This is a genomic window from Streptomyces sp. NBC_01689 (genome assembly GCF_036250675.1).
Lineage (GTDB): Bacteria > Actinomycetota > Actinomycetes > Streptomycetales > Streptomycetaceae > Streptomyces.
Genome location: NZ_CP109592.1, coordinates 3,077,140 through 3,093,930, shown reverse-complemented (window position 1 = coordinate 3,093,930; position 16,791 = coordinate 3,077,140). Strand labels below are relative to the sequence as shown.

Below are 16,791 nucleotides of genomic sequence, written 5' to 3'. Positions count from 1 at the left end.
TACGAATTGCCCGTTACGTCGATGTCACGGCCCTTGATCGCGAGGGGTTACGCGCGCTGCACAGCCGTGTGACGGGCCGTGTGAGGCCCCGGAAATGACGGTCGGAGGAGTGGCGGACCGTGTCGCTGTTCGGCCGAACGGGTGACCATGCGTAAGAATTGCCCGGTGCAGACATCGAGTGCGAGCCAGGACGGGGTGGGCCAGTGAGCAGCCACGACGTCACCGACGAGCAGTGGGAAGGGCTCGCCCAGGTCGTTCCGTTGCGGGGCCGGGACGCCTGGCCCTCGGCGGTGAGCCACCGGTCGATGCCCGAGGCCGAGACCGAGACGCGGCGCCGCTTCGTGGTCCTGCGGGTCAACGTGTTCGCGGACGCCCGCGACGTCGCCGAGACGCTGATGTCCGGCATCCCCGTCCTGCTCGACCTGACCGGCGCCGAGACCGAGGTCGCCAAGCGGGTCCTGGACTTCAGCACCGGCGTGGTCTTCGGGCTCGCCAGCGGGATGCACCGGGTCGACCGGAACGTGTTCCTGCTGACACCCCCCGGCACCGAGGTGCGGGGACTGATGGAGGGTGCGGGCGTGCCCGGCATCTGAGCCGGACGATCCGGAAGGCGCGGTTCCCTCGATCGTAGGAAGGTCGTCGGGGTGTAACGGTTCCCCTGGGGGCGGGGTCCTACCGTCCACATATGACCCTGTCATCTCTGGCGGCCCCCGCCCCGGCCGAATCGTCCGGCACCCAGGCCGAGTCGGCACCTGTCCAGGCCGGGCCGTACGGCGGCCCCGCCGCGCCGGCCCCTGAGCGGCCCGGCGTCACCGAGCTGCGGCTCGCGGCCTTCGCGGCACACCGGCGTGCCCGGTTCCCGCTCGGACCGCTCACCCTCTTCGCGGGACCCAGCGGCAGCGGCAAGTCCGCCGCCCTGCGCGCGTACGAGGCACTGGCGCGGCTGGGCGGCGGCGCCGAACTGGACGAGGTGTTCCCGGACCCGGTGGCCTGCGTGCCCGAGCGGGCCCGTCCCGACGCCCAGCGGCGCCGCGGGTTCCGCATCGGCTGCACGGTCGACGGCCCCCGGGGACCCGTGCGGCTCGACGTCGCCGTCCAGGCCGAGCCCGAACTGCGCATCGTCGGCGAACGGCTCTCCGCCGGTGGACTGACCCTGCTGGAGACGGCGCTGCGGGACCCGGGGCGCCCGGCGGTCCAGGCGGCCTGGCACACGGCGGGGTCCTCCGCGGTCACCCGGGCCCCGCTGCCCGACGACCGCCTCGGCACCGCGCTGCTGCCGCTGCGCCTCGCGGGCAGGACCGAGGGCGAGCGCCAAGTCCTCGCCGCCGCCGAGCAGATGGTCGTCGCCCTGCGGTCCGTGTACGCCTGCGACCCGAGCCCGCGGCGGATGCGGGACGCCACCCCGCTCGGCGCGGGCCGACTGCTCCGGGGCTGCGACAACCTCGCCGACGTCCTGTGGCGGACCCGCTCGGAGTGCGGCCACCGGTACGCGCACCTGGTCGCGGCGGTACGGGCCGGATGCGCCGGCCCGGTCGCGGACGTCCTGGCCGAGCCGCTCGGCGACGGCAGGGTCCGCGCGCTGCTCGACCGCGGCGACGGCGTCCGCAGCCATCTCGGGCTGCTCGGGGACGGCGAGTTGCGATACCTGGCGCTGGCGCTGGTGCTGCTCACCGGCCCCGGTGTGCTGGAGGTGGACCCGGTGGGCGAGGTCCCGGCCGCGCTGCAGACCCTGACCGTGCTGGCCGACGGTCTCGACCGCGGGCTGGACGTCCGGCAGGCCGGTGAACTGGTGCGGCTGGCGGCGCGGATGTGCGAGCGGGGACACATCCGGCTGGTGGGTGCGGTGAGTGACGCCGCGCGGGTGTGCGGGGCCGACGGGCTGGACGGCGTGGAGGGCGTCACGGTGGTAGACCTGACGCCGTGAGAGAGATCGGCGAGGACGAAGACGGCGGCGGGGGTCCCGGTGCGGGTGCCGGCGGGGGCGTGGATGCGGAGCCCGGGGACGGGGGTGGGGCCGGGACGGGTACCGGTGCCGCCGCCGGCACGGGCGTGGGTGCCGGTGGTGGTGCGGGGGCCGGCACCGGCGGACTGGACGTGCCGATGCTGCAGCGGCGGCTGGTGGAGTTCGCCGCCGCGCGCGACTGGCGGCCGTTCCACACCCCGAAGAACCTGGTCGCCGCGCTGAGCGTGGAGGCGTCCGAACTCATGGAGATCTTCCAGTGGTTGACCCCGGAGGAGTCGGCCCGGGTGATGGACGACGCGGACAGCGCGCACCGGGTCACCGACGAGGTCGCGGACGTCCTCGCCTATCTCCTGCAGCTGTGCGAGGTGCTCGGCATCGACGCGCTGGCGGCGCTCGACGCGAAGATCGACCGGAACGAGCGGAGGTTTCCGGTGCCCGGGGCGCCCTAGCGGGGCGGCCGCCGCCGGGGATCCGACGCGGGTGAGGCGCTTCCGAGGAACGCTCCCCGGGGAGACCGCCCCGACCGTTTGTCACTCTCCGGAGTCGTTGAGTTGTCTACATTCGATTCTCTGTCCACAGATTTCGGGCTTCCTCTGGCTTTTCGTCGCGCGAGAACTCACTCTGGGTAGTGGACAAGGGAGTTCGGGCGGACGTGCGACGAGTGCGTCGGGACAGACGGGGGCAGCGCATGGAAGCGGTGCGGCTCATCGTGGCGAGCAGACGTGCCCTGGCCGGGAGCGGGGACACGGACGAGGTGGTGGCGGAGGCGTGGCAGGCGCAGGCCCTCGCCCAGGCGATAGGCAGCCGCTTCGCGGTCTCGGGACCACCCGAACTGCGGGGCGAGGCGCTGGGGCTGACCGAGCTGGCGGGGCGGGGGTGCGGGGTGCTCGACGCGGCGCCGCGCGACCTCGCCGATCTGCGTGCCGCGCGGCTCACCGAGCTGGGTGACGCGCGGGAGGCCCTGCTGTGTCTCGGCGGGCTGCTCGCCGAGGTCGGGATCGCTCTCGTCGGTGTCGCCTGCGCGGCGGACGAACAGGGGACGTACTGGCAGTGCATGGAGGCGATCGACGCGGCGGACGAGTCCCGGGACCGGGTGCTGGAGATGCTGAGACGGCTGGCGGACCGGGACCGGGGGGTGGTGGAGCGGGGGTGGGCGACGGGGTAGGTTCTTCGCCCCCGCCGCCCGGCCGGGCCGCAACGATCCGGTGCCGGCCCGCATCTCCAGCCTGTCCGGCGCTTGGGGATGAGGCCGTTCAGGCCGAAGCGGGGGTCCGGGCGCGGCAGACCCCGGGCGGAGGGGCCGCCCCCAGGACCCTCACACCAGCTGCGGCATCACCGCGGACGCGATCAGCTCCAGGTGGTCCAGGTCGTCGAGGTCGAGCATCTGCACATACATCCGCTGCGAACCGACGCCCTGGAACTGGGCGATCCTCTCGACGACCTCCGCGGGCGAGCCCGCGAGACCGTTCGCCTTCAGCTCCTCGACGTCGCGTCCGATGGCGTCCGCCCGCCGCTTCACCTCCAGGTCGGTCCTGCCGACGCAGGCCACGAGCGCGTTGGAGTACACGAGGTCGTCCCCGCTGCGCCCCGCCTCCTCGGCCGCCGCCCGTACCCGCCGGAACTGCCGCTCGGTGTCCTCGAGGGAGGCGAAGGGGATGTTGAACTCGTCGGCGTACCGCGCCGCGAGGGCCGGTGTCCGCTTGGCGCCGTGGCCGCCGATCAGGACCGGCACCTTCGGCTGCGCCGGCTTCGGCAGCGCGGGGGAGTCCTTGAGCCGGTAGAACTCGCCCTCGTAGGTGAACCGTTCGCCCACCGGCGTGTTCCACAGGCCCGTGACGACGGCGAGTTGCTCCTCCAGCCGGCCGAACTTCTCCTTGGGGAACGGAATCCCGTACGCGTCGTGCTCGGCCTCGTACCAGCCGGAGCCGAGCCCGAGCTCCACCCGTCCGCCCGACATCTGGTCGACCTGCGCCACCTGGATGGCGAGGACGCCGGGAAGCCGGAAGGTACCGGCCGTCATCAGGGTGCCCAGGCGGATCCGCTCGGTCTCGCGCGCGAGACCGGCCAGCGTGATCCACGCGTCGGTGGGTCCGGGGAGCCCGTCGACGGACCCCATGTGCAGGTAGTGGTCGGAGCGGAAGAAAGCGCCGTAGTGGAGGTCTTCGGCGGCCTTGGCGACGCGGAGCAGCGTCTCGTAGGTCGCCCCTTGCTGCGGTTCGGTGAAGACTCGAAGATCCATGTATCCATCATGCACCGGTCACAACACCCGTCCCACCCGGAACCACCGCCCCGCCCGTCACCGACCGTGCCGATCCGGACACGAGGGGCCGTGACCGCCCGCCCCCGGTGCCCTCGCCCGTCCGGGGTGGGCCGCCACCAGCGAAAATTCCCGGCTCCGCCCAAGAGGTTCGCTGTACGTTGGGCAGGCGCGCCGGAGGTACGGCACGGCGCGTTCCTCCCCGCCGCGGTCCCCCGCCGTCCGGCACCGGACACCTGGGACGGACGCCGCCGGGGGAGCATGCCTCCCGGAGCGCGCGGTCGCGCTCGTACGGAAGTCCCACGGCCATCAGATGACGTTTCGAGGCAGACCACAGTGTTTCTGACGATCAGCACCACCGGCGAACCGGAGCGCCCCGCGACCGACCTCGGATTCCTGCTGCACAAGCATCCCGACAAGGCGCAGATGTTCTCCACCTCCTACGGCACGGCGCACGTCCTCTACCCCGAGGCGTCCGCCGAGCGGTGCACGGCCGCGCTGCTGCTGGAGGTCGACGCGGTGGCGCTGGTCCGGCGCGGCAAGGGCAAGGGCCGCGGCGGCGCGCCCGACGCCGCGCTCGCCCAGTACGTCAACGACCGGCCGTACGCGGCCTCGTCCCTGCTCGCCGTGGCCCTGAGCGCGGTGTTCTCCAGCGCGATGAGGGGCCAGTGCGCCGCGAGGCCGGACCTTCCCGCGCGTGCGCTGCCCCTGCGGATCGAAGTGCCCGCGCTTCCCGCGCGAGGTGGCGCCGACCTCGTGCGTCAGCTCTTCGAGCCGCTCGGCTGGACCGTCGACGCCGAGGCCGTGGCGCTGGACGCCCGCTTCCCCGAATGGGGCGCGTCGCGGTACGTCCGGCTCGTCCTGGAGTCGGACCGGCTGACGCTCGCCGAGGCCCTGCGCCACCTCTACGTCCTGCTCCCGGTGCTCGACGACGCCAAGCACTACTGGGTCTCCTCCGACGAGGTCGACAAGCTGCTGCGGGCGGGCGAGGGCTGGCTGGCGGACCACCCCGAGCAGAAGCTGATCACCAGCCGGTACCTCTCCCGGCGCTGGTCGCTGACGCGCGAGGCGATGGAGCGGCTGGAGCTGGTCCGGCTCGCCGAGAGCGACGACACCGTGGTCGAGGACATCGACAACGCGGTCGACGAGGAGACCGACACCGAGGAGAAGCCGGTACCGCTCGCCGTGCGGCGGCGGGACGCGATCCTCGCCGCGCTGGACGCGTGCGGCGCCGGACGCGTCCTCGACCTCGGGTGCGGGCAGGGCCAGTTGGTGCAGGCGCTGCTCAAGGACGCGCGGTTCACCGAGATCGTCGGCGTCGACGTGTCGATGCGCGCGCTCACCGTCGCGGCGCGCAGGCTCAAGCTGGACCGGATGGGCGACCGGCGGGCCGCCCGCGTACAGCTGCTGCAGGGCTCGCTCGCCTACACCGACAAGCGGCTCAAGGGCTACGACGCCGCCGTGCTCAGCGAGGTCGTCGAACACGTCGACCCACCACGGCTGTCGGCCCTGGAATACGCCGTGTTCGGCTCCGCACGGCCCCGGACCGTCCTGGTGACCACCCCGAACGTCGAGTACAACGTCCGCTGGGAGAGCCTCCCGGCCGGACACAGCCGGCACGGCGACCACCGCTTCGAATGGACCCGCGAGGAGTTCCGGAGCTGGGCCCGCGAAGTGGCCGAACGGCACGGCTACGAGGTGGGGTTCACCCCCGTGGGCCCCGACGACCCCGAGGTGGGGGCGCCCACCCAGATGGCCACCTTCTCCCTGAACACGACCACCCCGGACACGAAGGAGGGGAAGGCCGCATGAGCAGCGACGACATCACCCGGGGACGGGTCCTGCCCGTCACCGACCTCTCCCTCGTGGTCCTGGTCGGCGCGTCCGGTTCGGGCAAGTCGACCTTCGCTAGCAGGCACTTCAAGGCGACCGAGGTCATCTCCAGCGACTTCTGCCGAGGCCTCGTCGCCGACGACGAGAACGACCAGAGCGCCAGCGGCGACGCCTTCGACGTCCTCCACTACATCGCGGGCAAACGGCTCGCGGCGGGCCGGCGCACCGTGGTGGACGCGACGAACGTGCAGCAGGAGAGCCGCCGTCAGCTGATCGAGCTCGCCAGGCAGCACGACGTGCTGCCCATCGCGATCGTCCTCGACGTGCCCGAGGAGGTGTGCGCCGCGCGCAACGCGTCCCGGACCGACCGGGCCGACATGCCACGGCGGGTCATCCAGCGGCACATCCGCGAACTCCGGCGCTCCCTGCGGAGCCTGGAGCGCGAGGGCTTCCGGAAGGTCCACGTACTGCGCGGCGAGACGGAGGTCGAGGCCGCCGGGGTCAGCACCGAGCGGCGTTTCAACGACCTGACCCACCTGACCGGACCCTTCGACATCGTGGGCGACATCCACGGCTGCTCCGCCGAACTGGAGACCCTGCTCGACACGTTGGGCTATGTCGACGGCGTGCACCCGCGGGGCCGTACGGCCGTCTTCGTGGGCGACCTCGTCGACCGGGGACCGGACACCCCCGGGGTGCTGCGCCGCGTGATGTCCATGGTCGGGTCCGGCAACGCGCTGTGCGTGCCCGGCAACCACGAGAACAAGCTCGGCCGGTACCTCAAGGGCCGCCAGGTCCAGCACACCCACGGACTCGCCGAGACCGTGGCGCAGCTGGCCGGGGAGAGCGAGGAGTTCCGGGCGCGGGTACGGGAGTTCGTGGACGGTCTGGTCAGCCACTACGTCCTGGACGGCGGACGGCTGGTCGTCTGCCACGCCGGTCTGCCCGAGCGGTACCACGGCCGCACCTCCGGCCGGGTGCGTTCGCACGCGCTGTACGGCGACACGACCGGGGAGACGGACGAGTTCGGCCTGCCGGTGCGCTATCCGTGGGCCGAGGACTACCGCGGCCGCGCGGCCGTCGTCTACGGCCACACCCCGGTGCCGCAGGCCACCTGGCTGAACAACACCCTCTGCGTGGACACCGGTGCCGTCTTCGGCGGCAAGCTCACCGCGCTGCGCTGGCCGGAACGCGAACTCGTCGACGTACCCGCCGAGCGGGTCTGGTACGAGCCCGCCCGGCCGCTGGCGTCCGAGGCGCCCGGCGGACACGAGGGGCGCCCGCTCGACCTCGCGGACGTACAGGGCCGGCGCGCCGTGGAGACCCGGTACGCGGGGCGGGTCGCGGTGCGCGAGGAGAACGCGGCGGCGGCTCTGGAGGTCATGAGCCGTTTCGCGGTCGACCCGCGGCTGCTGCCGTACCTCCCCCCGACGATGGCGCCGACCGCGACGTCCCGGGTGGAGGGCTATCTGGAGCACCCCGAGGAGGCCTTCGCCCAGTACCGGGAGGACGGGGTGGCCCGGGTCGTGTGCGAGGAGAAGCACATGGGGTCGCGGGCGGTGGCGCTGGTCTGCCGCGACGCCGGGGTGGCGCGGGAGCGGTTCGGGGTGGCCGAGGGGCCCACCGGCGCGCTGTACACCCGTACCGGCAGGCCCTTCTTCGACGACACCGAGGTCACCGAGGAGATCCTCGGACGGCTGCGGGAGGCCGCGGCCGAGGCGGGGCTGTGGGAGGAGCTGGGGACCGACTGGCTGCTGCTCGACGCCGAGCTGATGCCGTGGTCGCTCAAGGCGTCCGGGCTGCTGCGGACGCAGTACGCGGCCGTCGGCGCCGCGTCCGGGGCGGTGTTCCCGGGGGCGCTGGCGGCGCTCGAAGGGGCGGCGGCGCGTGGCGTGGACGTGCGGGACCTGCTGGAGCGGCAGCGGGAACGGGCCGCCGACGCGGCGGCGTTCACCGACGCCTACCGGCGGTACTGCTGGACGACGGACGGCCTGGAGGGGGTGCGGCTCGCGCCCTTCCAGATCCTGGCGGCGCAGGGACGCAGCCTGGCCGGGCTCCCGCACGACACGCAGCTCGCGCTGATCGACAGGCTCGTCGAGCACGACGGGAGCGGGCTGCTGCGCACGACCCGGCGGCTGTTCGTGGACACCGGGGACGCGGAGTCCGTGCGGGCCGGTGTCGACTGGTGGCTGGAGATGACCGGGCGCGGCGGTGAGGGCATGGTCGTCAAGCCCGTCGAGGCGATCGTGCGGGACGCCAAGGGCCGGCTGGTGCAGCCCGGGGTGAAGTGCCGGGGCCGGGAGTACCTGCGGATCATCTACGGACCCGAGTACACCCGGCCGGAGAACCTGGCCCGGCTGCGGGGGCGGTTCCTCAACCACAAGCGGTCGTTGGCGATCCGGGAGTACGCGTTGGGGCTGGAGGCGCTGGAACGGCTGGGGGAGGGGGAGCCGTTGTGGCGGGTGCACGAGGCGGTGTTCGGCGTCCTGGCCCTCGAGTCCGAACCGGTGGATCCGCGGCTGTGACGGTGCCTCCGGCGGCCTCGGAACCCTTGTCGGCCTGAACGGCCTCGTCCTCAAACGCCGGACGGGCTGCTGGTGCTGGCCGGGGTCGGGTATGTCAGCCCGTCCGGCGTTTGAGGACGAGCCCTTCGGGCGATGCGCGGGTCCAGGGGGCGGCAGCCCCTTGGCGGGGGTCCGGGGGCGGAGCCCCCAGGTACAGGACGGGCCGGGTAGGGGCGGCGGGGGCGAGGACCCTCAGGTCAGGAGCCGCAGCCGCACCCCCGCCACCCCCACCCGCACCGTCTGCCCCCACACCAACTCCACCGCGTCCCCCTCCATCCCGTCCCCGAACGCGATCAGCCGGTCGGACTCGACGGTGAGCGACAGCCTGCCCTCCCCGCCCATCTCCCCGGCCACGAGCGACGTACCGGTGACCGGTGACGGCCAGGCCTCCCGGACGAACCAGATCAGCCGTTCGTCCGTGGGGCGGGGCAGCGGCAACTCGCCGCCCCGCCCCTGCCACACCGAGCGGAGCCACCCGCTCGCCCCCGTCCCGGTGCCCACCAGGACCCCGGACGAGGCCTGGGACTCGACGGCACCCCCGTACTCGTCGAGCCCCAGCCGATAGCGGGCCGTCTGATGGCCCGCGGCTCCCAGATAGATCTCGTTGAGTGCCAGCAGCCGCTGCGTGTCGTCCGCGACGGCCTCGACCATGGTCAGCTCGTCGGCCCGGCCCCTGTGCGCCGAGGCGAGCAGGGCGCCGGTGTCCCGGGGCCGATGCCGTACCAGTACTCCCGGATTCCGCCCGGGATCGGTGTCGATACCGATCACGGGCTGCCCGGACAGATACTTGGCGACGTTGGCGACCAGCCCGTCCTGCCCCACCACGACCACGACGTCCTCGGGACCGAACAGGAACCGGTCCAGGTCGCCCCGCTCGACCCGGGCCTGACGCCACGTCAGAGGCACCGCCGACGCGACCTCGGCCAGTGCCCGCCGGTGGCGGCGGCCGCGCTCGGCGACCTCCTCGATGTCCCGGCCGCGGGAGGTGAGGAAGAACGCGGCTTGTCCGTACGTCCCGTGCCGGGCCACCAACTCCTCGTACTCCGTGGTGCGATGGACGAGCACGACCCGTGGGGCGAGACTCACGCCGGCTCTCCCGGTGCCCCGCCGAGCCGGGCGAGCAGTCCGGTCAGGACGTCGGGCGACACCGTGACGCTGTCGATGCGCGGCAGGTTCTCCGCGAGGCGCGTGCCGGTCAGCGCGTGCAGCGTGGCGACGTCCACCTCCGAGTGGACCCGCAGCCAGGCGGCCTGGGCGACGGCACGGGCCTCGCCGACCTCCCGGGCGGCCTGCGCCTCGGCCTCGGCCAGCCGCACCACCCGGGTGCCCTCGGCGTCCGCCAGCCGTACCGTCCGTGCCGCCTCGGCGGTGGCCCGCACCGCGTCCGCGGCCGCGTGCTCCTCCGCCTCGCGCCGCGCGTTCGTGCCGCGCTGGTCGACCAACTGCTCCTCGCGCCGGGCCAGTTCGATCTGACTCGCCAGCTCGTTCTCGGCGATGGCCCGCTCCCGCTCGACCGCGACGGCCCGCCGTTCGTACGTCGCCCGGTCGGCCTCCTGCTGGATCTGCTCCCGGGCGGGGGTGCGCAGGGCCCGCTCCACCTCGGGTTCGGGGCGCAGCGCCACCACGCGTACGGCCACGACCTCGATGCCCGTGGAGGGAAGCCGGGGTTCGGCGGCCAGGCCGCCCGCGATCCGCTCGCGCACCGAGGCGACGCCGTCCACCAGGGCCGCCGACAGGGGCGTGCGGGCGAGCACGTCCAGGGCGTGCTGCTGGGCCGTCTCGGTCAGCAGCGTCCCCAGCTGTTCGAGGGGGGTGCCGCGCCAGGAGCCCGTGTCGGGGTCGATGGAGAAGTCCAGGCGTGCGGCCGCGACGCCGGGGTCGCTGATGCGGTAGGTGACGGTGGCCTGGACCGCTACGTCCTGGAAGTCCGACGTACGGGCGTGGAAGGTCATCGCCAACTCACGGTCTTCGACCGGCACTTCGGAGAGCGCGGCGGTCAGCGAGCGGTACCAGAAGCTGAGCCCGGGGCCGTCGTGGACGAGCCGGCCCGCCCGGTGGTGGCGGACGTGGGCGGTCGGCGCCCCGCGCAGATGGCGCCAGCCGAGACGCCGGGTGATGTCGGCCATGGGTACCCCCTCGCCGCCGGGCGTTCCCGGCGGCCCTTCGTTCCCTGTTGTCGTCAGTAAGACGATAATCGGGATTCCGGTTATCGTCAAGGGGACGAAATCAAGTGGGTCCGGGTCGGCCCGATCCGTGGGTGAACGGGCGTCCGGATGGTCAGGATGGAGACATGGGATTCCACGTCGACTCCGAGGCCGGGCGGCTGCGCCGCGTCATCCTGCACAGGCCTGATCTGGAGCTCAAAAGGCTCACCCCCAGCAACAAGGACGCGCTGCTCTTCGACGACGTGCTGTGGGTGCGCCGGGCCCGTGCGGAGCACGACGGGTTCGCCGACGTGCTCCGTGACCGCGGGGTCACCGTCCACCTTTTCGGCGACCTGCTCACCGAGGCGCTGGAGATCCCCGCGGCCAGATCGCTCGTCCTGGACCGGGTCTTCGACGAGAAGGAGTACGGACCGCTCGCGACCGACCACCTGCGGGCCTCCTTCGAGACGCTGCCCGCCGACGAACTGGCGGCCGCGCTCGTCGGCGGCATGACGAAGCGGGAGTTCCTGGACGCCCATCCGGAGCCCACGTCCGTGCGCTTCCATGTCATGGACCTGGACGACTTCCTGCTCGGTCCGCTGCCGAACCACCTGTTCACCCGGGACACCTCCGCCTGGATCTACGACGGCGTCTCCATCAACGCCATGCGGTGGCCGGCCCGGCAGCGCGAGACCGTGCACTTCGAGGCGATCTACCGGCACCACCCGCTCTTCCGGGACGAGACCTTCCACCTCTGGTCGGAGGGGCAGGCGGACTACCCGTCGACCATCGAGGGCGGCGACGTCCTGGTCATCGGCAACGGCGCGGTCCTCATCGGCATGAGCGAGCGGACCACCCCCCAGGCCGTGGAGATGCTCGCGCACAAGCTGTTCGCCGCGGGCTCGGCGCGCACCATCGTGGCGCTCGACATGCCCAAGCGGCGGGCCTTCATGCACCTCGACACGGTGATGACGATGGTGGACGCGGACACCTTCACGCAGTACGCGGGGCTCGGCATGCTGCGCTCGTACACCATCGAGCCGGGCGTGGGGGACAAGGAGCTGAAGGTCACCGACCATCCCCCGGAGCACATGCACCGCGCGATCGCCGCGGCGCTCGGGCTGACCGAGATCCGCGTCCTGACCGCCACGCAGGACGTGCACGCGGCCGAGCGGGAACAGTGGGACGACGGGTGCAACGTCCTCGCCGTCGAACCGGGTGTGGTGGTCGCCTACGAGCGCAACGCGACCACCAACACGCATCTGCGCAAGCAGGGCATCGAGGTCATAGAGATCCCGGGCAGTGAGCTCGGCCGCGGCCGCGGCGGCCCCCGCTGCATGAGCTGCCCGGTCGAACGGGCACCCGTATAGGCTCCCGGAACTCCGGCGCGCCCACCCTCCGGGAGGCGCGCCCCGTCCAGCCTCGCCGCCCGGGCCTGCGCGTCGGGGGGCCCGGACCTCCGTCCCCCCTGTCGGCGGGTGGCCCCTGGCCGGCGCGGTCCGTGGGGCGGGTCCAGCGGGGCGGCTACGTATAGAAATGCTGGACATCGTATAGAATTCCAAAAGTCCCCGTCCGAGACGCCCGTTTCCGTCCCGCAGCCCCCAGGAGCGCCCCCATGGCGACAGTCCCGACCGTCCTCGCCGGCCGCCACTTCCTCAAGGAGCTGGACTTCACCGGCGAGGAGTTCCGCGGTCTGATCGAGCTGGCCGCCGAGCTGAAGGCGGCCAAGAGGGCCGGGACCGAGACGCCGTACCTGCGTGGCAGGAACATCGCGCTGATCTTCGAGAAGACCTCCACCCGCACGCGCTGCGCCTTCGAGGTCGCCGCCGCCGACCAGGGCGCGTCGACGACCTATCTCGACCCCTCCGGTTCGCAGATAGGCCACAAGGAGTCGGTGAAGGACACCGCGCGCGTCCTCGGCCGGATGTTCGACGCGATCGAGTACCGGGGCGACAGTCAGGCCTCGGTCGAGGAACTGGCGGCGTACGCCGGCGTGCCCGTCTACAACGGTCTGACCGACGACTGGCACCCCACCCAGATGCTCGCGGACGTGCTCACGATGACCGAGCACTGCGCCAAGCCGCTCGGCGGGATCTCCTTCGCCTACCTCGGGGACGCCCGGTTCAACATGGGCAACTCCTACCTGGTCACCGGCGCCCTCCTCGGCATGGACGTCCGGATCGTCGCCCCGCGGGCCTACTGGCCGGCCGACGTGATCGTCGCGCGGGCCCGGGAACTCGCGGCGGCCAACGGCGGCCGCGTCACCCTCACCGAGGACGTGGCCGACGGCGTCCGGGGGGTCGACTTCGTCGCCACCGACGTCTGGGTCTCGATGGGCGAGCCCAAGGAGGTGTGGGACGAGCGCATCGGTGCCCTGTCCCCGTACGCCGTGACCATGGACGTGCTGCGGGCCACCGGCAATCCCGACGTGAGGTTCCTGCACTGCCTGCCGGCCTTCCACGACCTCGGCACCAAGGTCGGCCGCGAGATCCACGCCACCCACGGTCTCGACTCCCTCGAAGTGACCGACGAGGTGTTCGAGTCGGACCACTCGGTCGTCTTCGACGAGGCGGAGAACCGGCTGCACACCATCAAGGCGGTCCTGGTCGCGACCCTGGCCTGAGCCGGGCCGCCGCAGACCCTGTCCCGACCGGCGGTCCGGAGCCACCCCTTCCGCGACCGCCACGCGACATTCCCCGGCCCTCGGCCCCGCCCGAGCGGGGGGACACCCCACCGTCGCACCCCGTACCACCGGAAATGAGCACCACCCGCATGCCCGCTCCCCGCACCACCCGCGCGTTCGGAACCACCCCCACCCCGCACACGCCCCCCACCTCCCGCACGTCCACCGAGACCCCCGCCGCCCCGCGCGTCCCGGGCGCGCCCCCGGCCCCGGGTACTCCCCACGGCCGCCGCGCGCTCCGCGTGAAGTCGCCCGCGCTGCTCGTCGCCGAATCCGGCGCCGACCGCGAGGGCCACGGTCTCGAGCGCACCATGGGCCTCTTCCAGCTCATCTGCTTCGGTGTCGGCGCGATCGTCGGCACCGGGATCTTCGTCGGCCTCTCCGACTCCGTCGCGCAGGCCGGACCAGCCGTGGTCGTCTCGTTCGTCCTCGCCGCGGTCACCTGCGTCTTCACCGCGTTCTCGTTCGCCGAGCTCGCCGGCGCGATCCCGGTCTCCGGATCCTCGTACTCCTTCGCCTACGCGGGACTCGGCGAGGGCACGGCCTTCCTCGTCGGCTGGTGCCTGCTCCTGGAGTACGGCGTCTCCGTGTCGGCCGTCGCGGTCGGCTGGAGCCAGTACGTGAACGAGCTGCTGCACAGCCTCACCGGCGCGCAGCTCCCCGCGGCGCTCTCCGCGGGCCCGTCCGACGGCGGGGTCGTCAACCTCCCCGCGGTCGTCGTGATCGGGCTGGCCTCGGTGCTCCTGGTCCGCGGGGTGCGCGAGAGCGCCCGGGCGACCGCCGCCATGGCCCTGCTCAAACTCGTCGTGCTCGTCGCCTTCTGTGCGATCGGGTTCAGCGCCTTCAGGGACGGCAACCTCACCCCGTTCTCGCCTGCCGGACTCGGCGGCATCGGCGCGGGCACCACGGCCGCCTTCTTCTCGTACATCGGCTTCGACGCCATCACCACCGCCGGCGAGGAGGCCAAGAACCCCCGCCGTGACATCCCCGTCGCCATCCTGGTCTGCATCGGCCTGGTCACCCTGCTCTACTGCGCGGTCGCCCTCGCGGCGATCGGCGCGGTCGGCGGCGACGCGGTGGGCGGCCGTCCGGCCGCCCTGTCGTACGTCGTGAACGAGGTCACCGGCTCGACGGCCGGCGGCGCGGCCGTCGCGTTCGGCGCCGTCGTCGCCATCGCCTCGGTGGTGCTCGCGGTGATGTACGGGCAGACCCGCATCCTCATGTCCATGGCCCGGGACGGGCTCGTCCCACGCGTCTTCGAGAAGGTTTCGCCGAGGACGTCGACGCCGGTCGCCGGGACACTGATCGTCGCCCTCGTCTTCGCCGTCCCGGCCGCCTTCGCCTCCCTGGACGCGGTCGTCGACCTGACGACCATCGGCACACTCGCCACGATGGCCGCCGTCAACGTCGCGGTGATCGCGCTGCGCAGGCGGGAGCCCGGTCTCGCGCGGACCTTCCGGGTGCCGCTCCACCCCGTCCTGCCGCTCCTCGGCGTCGGCTTCTGCCTCTACCTGATGTACGAGACGGGCTGGACGACCTGGATCCAGTTCGCCGGGTTCCTGCTGGCCGGAGTCCTCGTGTACGTCCTGTACGGGCGCCGCCGCTCGCTGCTCGCCCGCCCCGCGGACACCGCCTAGGCGGGCCGCCGCTGCGCCGGCACCACGGGAAGCCTGAACCAGACCGCCTTGCCGGAGTCGGTCGGGCGGTGGCCGCAGGACGAGCTGAGGGTGCGGATCAGCAGCAGCCCGCGCCCGTGCTCCTGCCAGGGATCGGGCGGCTCGACCGGCCCGGGGACGGTGAGGTTGCCCGGAGGCGCCGGGTCGGGGTCGTGCACCTCGACCTGGCAGCCGGTCGGCATCAGTTCCACCACGAGCTCTATGGGACCGTCCCCCGCCGTGTGCTCCACGGCGTTGGCCACCAGCTCCGCGGTCAGCAGCTCCGCGGTGTCGCTGTCGGCCGCGTGCTCCAGCTCGGCCATCGCGGTACGGACCAGGGCACGGGCGACGGGCACGGCCGCGGCGGTGTGCGGCAGTGCGATGCGCCAGGAGGCGGGGGCGGGGGTGTCGTGCAAGGTGGGTCCGTTCATGGAGCAGGCTGTCCTGCTTTCAACTTTAGGAATGGTACGGCGCGGCCCGGCAGAGGCGCTCGGCGGGCGCTTCGCGGGACGTTCGGCAGGGTTCTCCCGGGTCGTTCGGCCGACAGGGGGTGCGTACCCGGGCCGACGGGTCCTCTCCCGTCCGGGCCCCCTGTCGTTACGGGCTCATCGAGGTTCCGTTACTCGGTGACGGGCATCCGGCCGAGCCGCGTCCGGAGCTCGCTCCGCGCCCGGGTTATCGCGCACTCGTGACGACAGTCACAGACTGGTGATAACTTCGTGAGGGAGCGCGGGCGGTCCCGCCGCGCAGACCGCCGCCCCGCCCGAGGAGGCCGTCCGTCATGAGTCCCTTCACCGGCTCAGCCGCCCGCACCTCCGCGTGGCGCCACCTGAGGTGCGAGTTCGCCGACGGGGTCGCCACGGTCACCCTGGCCCGGCCCGAGAAACTCAACGCCCTCACCTTCGGCGCCTACGCCGACCTGCGCGACCTGCTCGCCGAGCTCTCCCGGGAGCGGTCGGTGCGCGCCCTGGTGCTGGCGGGCGAGGGCCGCGGGTTCTGCTCGGGCGGTGACGTCGACGAGATCATCGGCGCCACCCTCTCCATGGACACCGCCCAGCTCCTCGACTTCAACCGGATGACCGGACAGGTCGTGCGCGCCGTACGGGAGTGCCCCTTCCCGGTCGTCGCCGCGGTGCACGGCGTGGCCGCGGGCGCCGGAGCCGTGCTCGCGCTGGCGGCCGACTTCCGGGTCGCCGACCCCAGCGCCCGCTTCGCCTTCCTCTTCACCCGCGTCGGACTCTCCGGAGGCGACATGGGCGCCGCCTATCTGCTGCCGCGCGTCGTCGGGCTCGGTCACGCGACCCGGCTGCTGATGCTCGGCGACCCCGTGCGGGCTCCCGAGGCCGAGCGGATCGGTCTGATCAGCGAGCTGACCGAGGAGGGGCACGCGGACGAGGCCGCGCGGGCACTCGCCCTCCGGCTGGCGGCCGGACCGGCCCTCGCGCACGCCCAGACCAAGGCGCTGCTCACCGCCGAACTGGACATGCCGCTCGCCGCCTCCGTCGAACTGGACGCGTCGACCCAGGCCCTGCTGATGAACGGTGAGGACTACGCCGAGTTCCACGCCGCCTTCACCGAGAAGCGCCCGCCGAAGTGGCGGGGGCGATAGCCGTGGCCAGGCCCCGCGACCCGGACCCCGCCGCCTTCACCGAGAAGCGCCCGCCGAAGTGGCGGGGGCGATAGCCGTGGCCA

The 16,791-nt window shown here is 72.9% G+C and carries 14 protein-coding genes; 10 read left to right on the top strand and 4 right to left on the bottom strand.

Going from position 1 to position 16,791, the window contains the following annotated elements; genetic code table 11:
• Positions 1-203 precede the first annotated feature (203 nt).
• The 4 genes from OG776_RS13050 to OG776_RS13035 all read left to right on the top strand — a co-directional run bounded on the left by OG776_RS13050 (position 204) and on the right by OG776_RS13035 (position 3,128).
• A complete protein-coding gene (locus tag OG776_RS13050) occupies positions 204-593 on the top strand; it encodes a cell division protein SepF (protein ID WP_148013274.1) in 390 nt (129 codons plus the stop codon).
• Between the two features lie 92 nt (positions 594-685).
• Complete coding sequence (locus tag OG776_RS13045) at positions 686-1,924, top strand: ATP-binding protein (RefSeq protein WP_329320742.1); 1,239 nt, start codon at positions 686-688, stop codon at positions 1,922-1,924.
• 176 nt (positions 1,925-2,100) lie between these two features.
• Positions 2,101-2,412: a nucleotide pyrophosphohydrolase gene (locus tag OG776_RS13040; protein ID WP_329323703.1), complete on the top strand. Its 312-nt coding sequence runs from the start codon at positions 2,101-2,103 to the stop codon at positions 2,410-2,412.
• Positions 2,413-2,651: 239 nt separating this feature from the next.
• On the top strand, positions 2,652-3,128 hold the full coding sequence (locus OG776_RS13035; RefSeq protein ID WP_329323702.1) for a DUF6099 family protein: 477 nt from the start codon (positions 2,652-2,654) through the stop codon (positions 3,126-3,128).
• A 150-nt stretch (positions 3,129-3,278) separates the two neighbouring features.
• On the opposite strand, the gene OG776_RS13030 is transcribed toward OG776_RS13035, so the two are convergent.
• Positions 3,279-4,202 carry an LLM class F420-dependent oxidoreductase gene (locus tag OG776_RS13030; RefSeq protein ID WP_329320740.1) on the bottom strand — a complete coding sequence of 308 codons (924 nt, stop codon included), beginning with the start codon at positions 4,200-4,202 and terminating at the stop codon, positions 3,279-3,281.
• 354 nt (positions 4,203-4,556) lie between these two features.
• On the opposite strand from OG776_RS13030, the gene OG776_RS13025 reads away from it, so the two are divergent.
• Entirely contained in the window at positions 4,557-6,032 is a 1,476-nt protein-coding gene (locus OG776_RS13025; protein ID WP_187285962.1) for a 3' terminal RNA ribose 2'-O-methyltransferase Hen1, read from the top strand.
• A complete protein-coding gene (locus OG776_RS13020) occupies positions 6,029-8,578 on the top strand; it encodes a polynucleotide kinase-phosphatase (protein WP_148013270.1) in 2,550 nt (849 codons plus the stop codon). The genes OG776_RS13025 and OG776_RS13020 overlap by 4 nt, the downstream gene beginning before the upstream one ends.
• A 231-nt stretch (positions 8,579-8,809) precedes the next feature.
• On the opposite strand, the gene OG776_RS13015 is transcribed toward OG776_RS13020, so the two are convergent.
• Both OG776_RS13015 and OG776_RS13010 read right to left on the bottom strand, forming a co-directional pair.
• A complete protein-coding gene (locus OG776_RS13015) occupies positions 8,810-9,703 on the bottom strand; it encodes a hypothetical protein (RefSeq protein WP_329320736.1) in 894 nt (297 codons plus the stop codon).
• Positions 9,700-10,743 (bottom strand): SPFH domain-containing protein, encoded by a 1,044-nt coding sequence (locus tag OG776_RS13010; protein ID WP_329320734.1) that lies wholly within the window; start codon positions 10,741-10,743, stop codon positions 9,700-9,702. The genes OG776_RS13015 and OG776_RS13010 overlap by 4 nt, the downstream gene beginning before the upstream one ends.
• 164 nt (positions 10,744-10,907) lie before the next feature.
• Here OG776_RS13010 and OG776_RS13005 point away from each other — a divergent pair, with 164 nt between their 5' ends.
• The 3 genes from OG776_RS13005 (at position 10,908) to OG776_RS12995 (ending at position 15,081) form a co-directional block, all read left to right on the top strand.
• Positions 10,908-12,131, top strand: coding sequence for an arginine deiminase (locus OG776_RS13005; protein WP_148013268.1), 1,224 nt, complete (start codon positions 10,908-10,910; stop codon positions 12,129-12,131).
• A 245-nt stretch (positions 12,132-12,376) separates the two neighbouring features.
• Positions 12,377-13,384 (top strand): ornithine carbamoyltransferase, encoded by a 1,008-nt coding sequence (gene argF, locus OG776_RS13000; protein WP_148013267.1) that lies wholly within the window; start codon positions 12,377-12,379, stop codon positions 13,382-13,384.
• A gap of 134 nt (positions 13,385-13,518) precedes the next feature.
• Complete coding sequence (locus OG776_RS12995) at positions 13,519-15,081, top strand: amino acid permease (protein ID WP_329320731.1); 1,563 nt, start codon at positions 13,519-13,521, stop codon at positions 15,079-15,081.
• Here the strand turns inward: OG776_RS12995 and OG776_RS12990 are convergent.
• Positions 15,078-15,530 (bottom strand): ATP-binding protein, encoded by a 453-nt coding sequence (locus OG776_RS12990; protein WP_148013265.1) that lies wholly within the window; start codon positions 15,528-15,530, stop codon positions 15,078-15,080. The genes OG776_RS12995 and OG776_RS12990 overlap by 4 nt on opposite strands.
• 350 nt (positions 15,531-15,880) lie before the next feature.
• Between OG776_RS12990 and OG776_RS12985 the strand changes: the two genes are divergently transcribed.
• Positions 15,881-16,708, top strand: coding sequence for an enoyl-CoA hydratase family protein (locus tag OG776_RS12985; protein WP_148013264.1), 828 nt, complete (start codon positions 15,881-15,883; stop codon positions 16,706-16,708).
• The last annotated feature ends 83 nt before the right edge of the window (positions 16,709-16,791 follow it).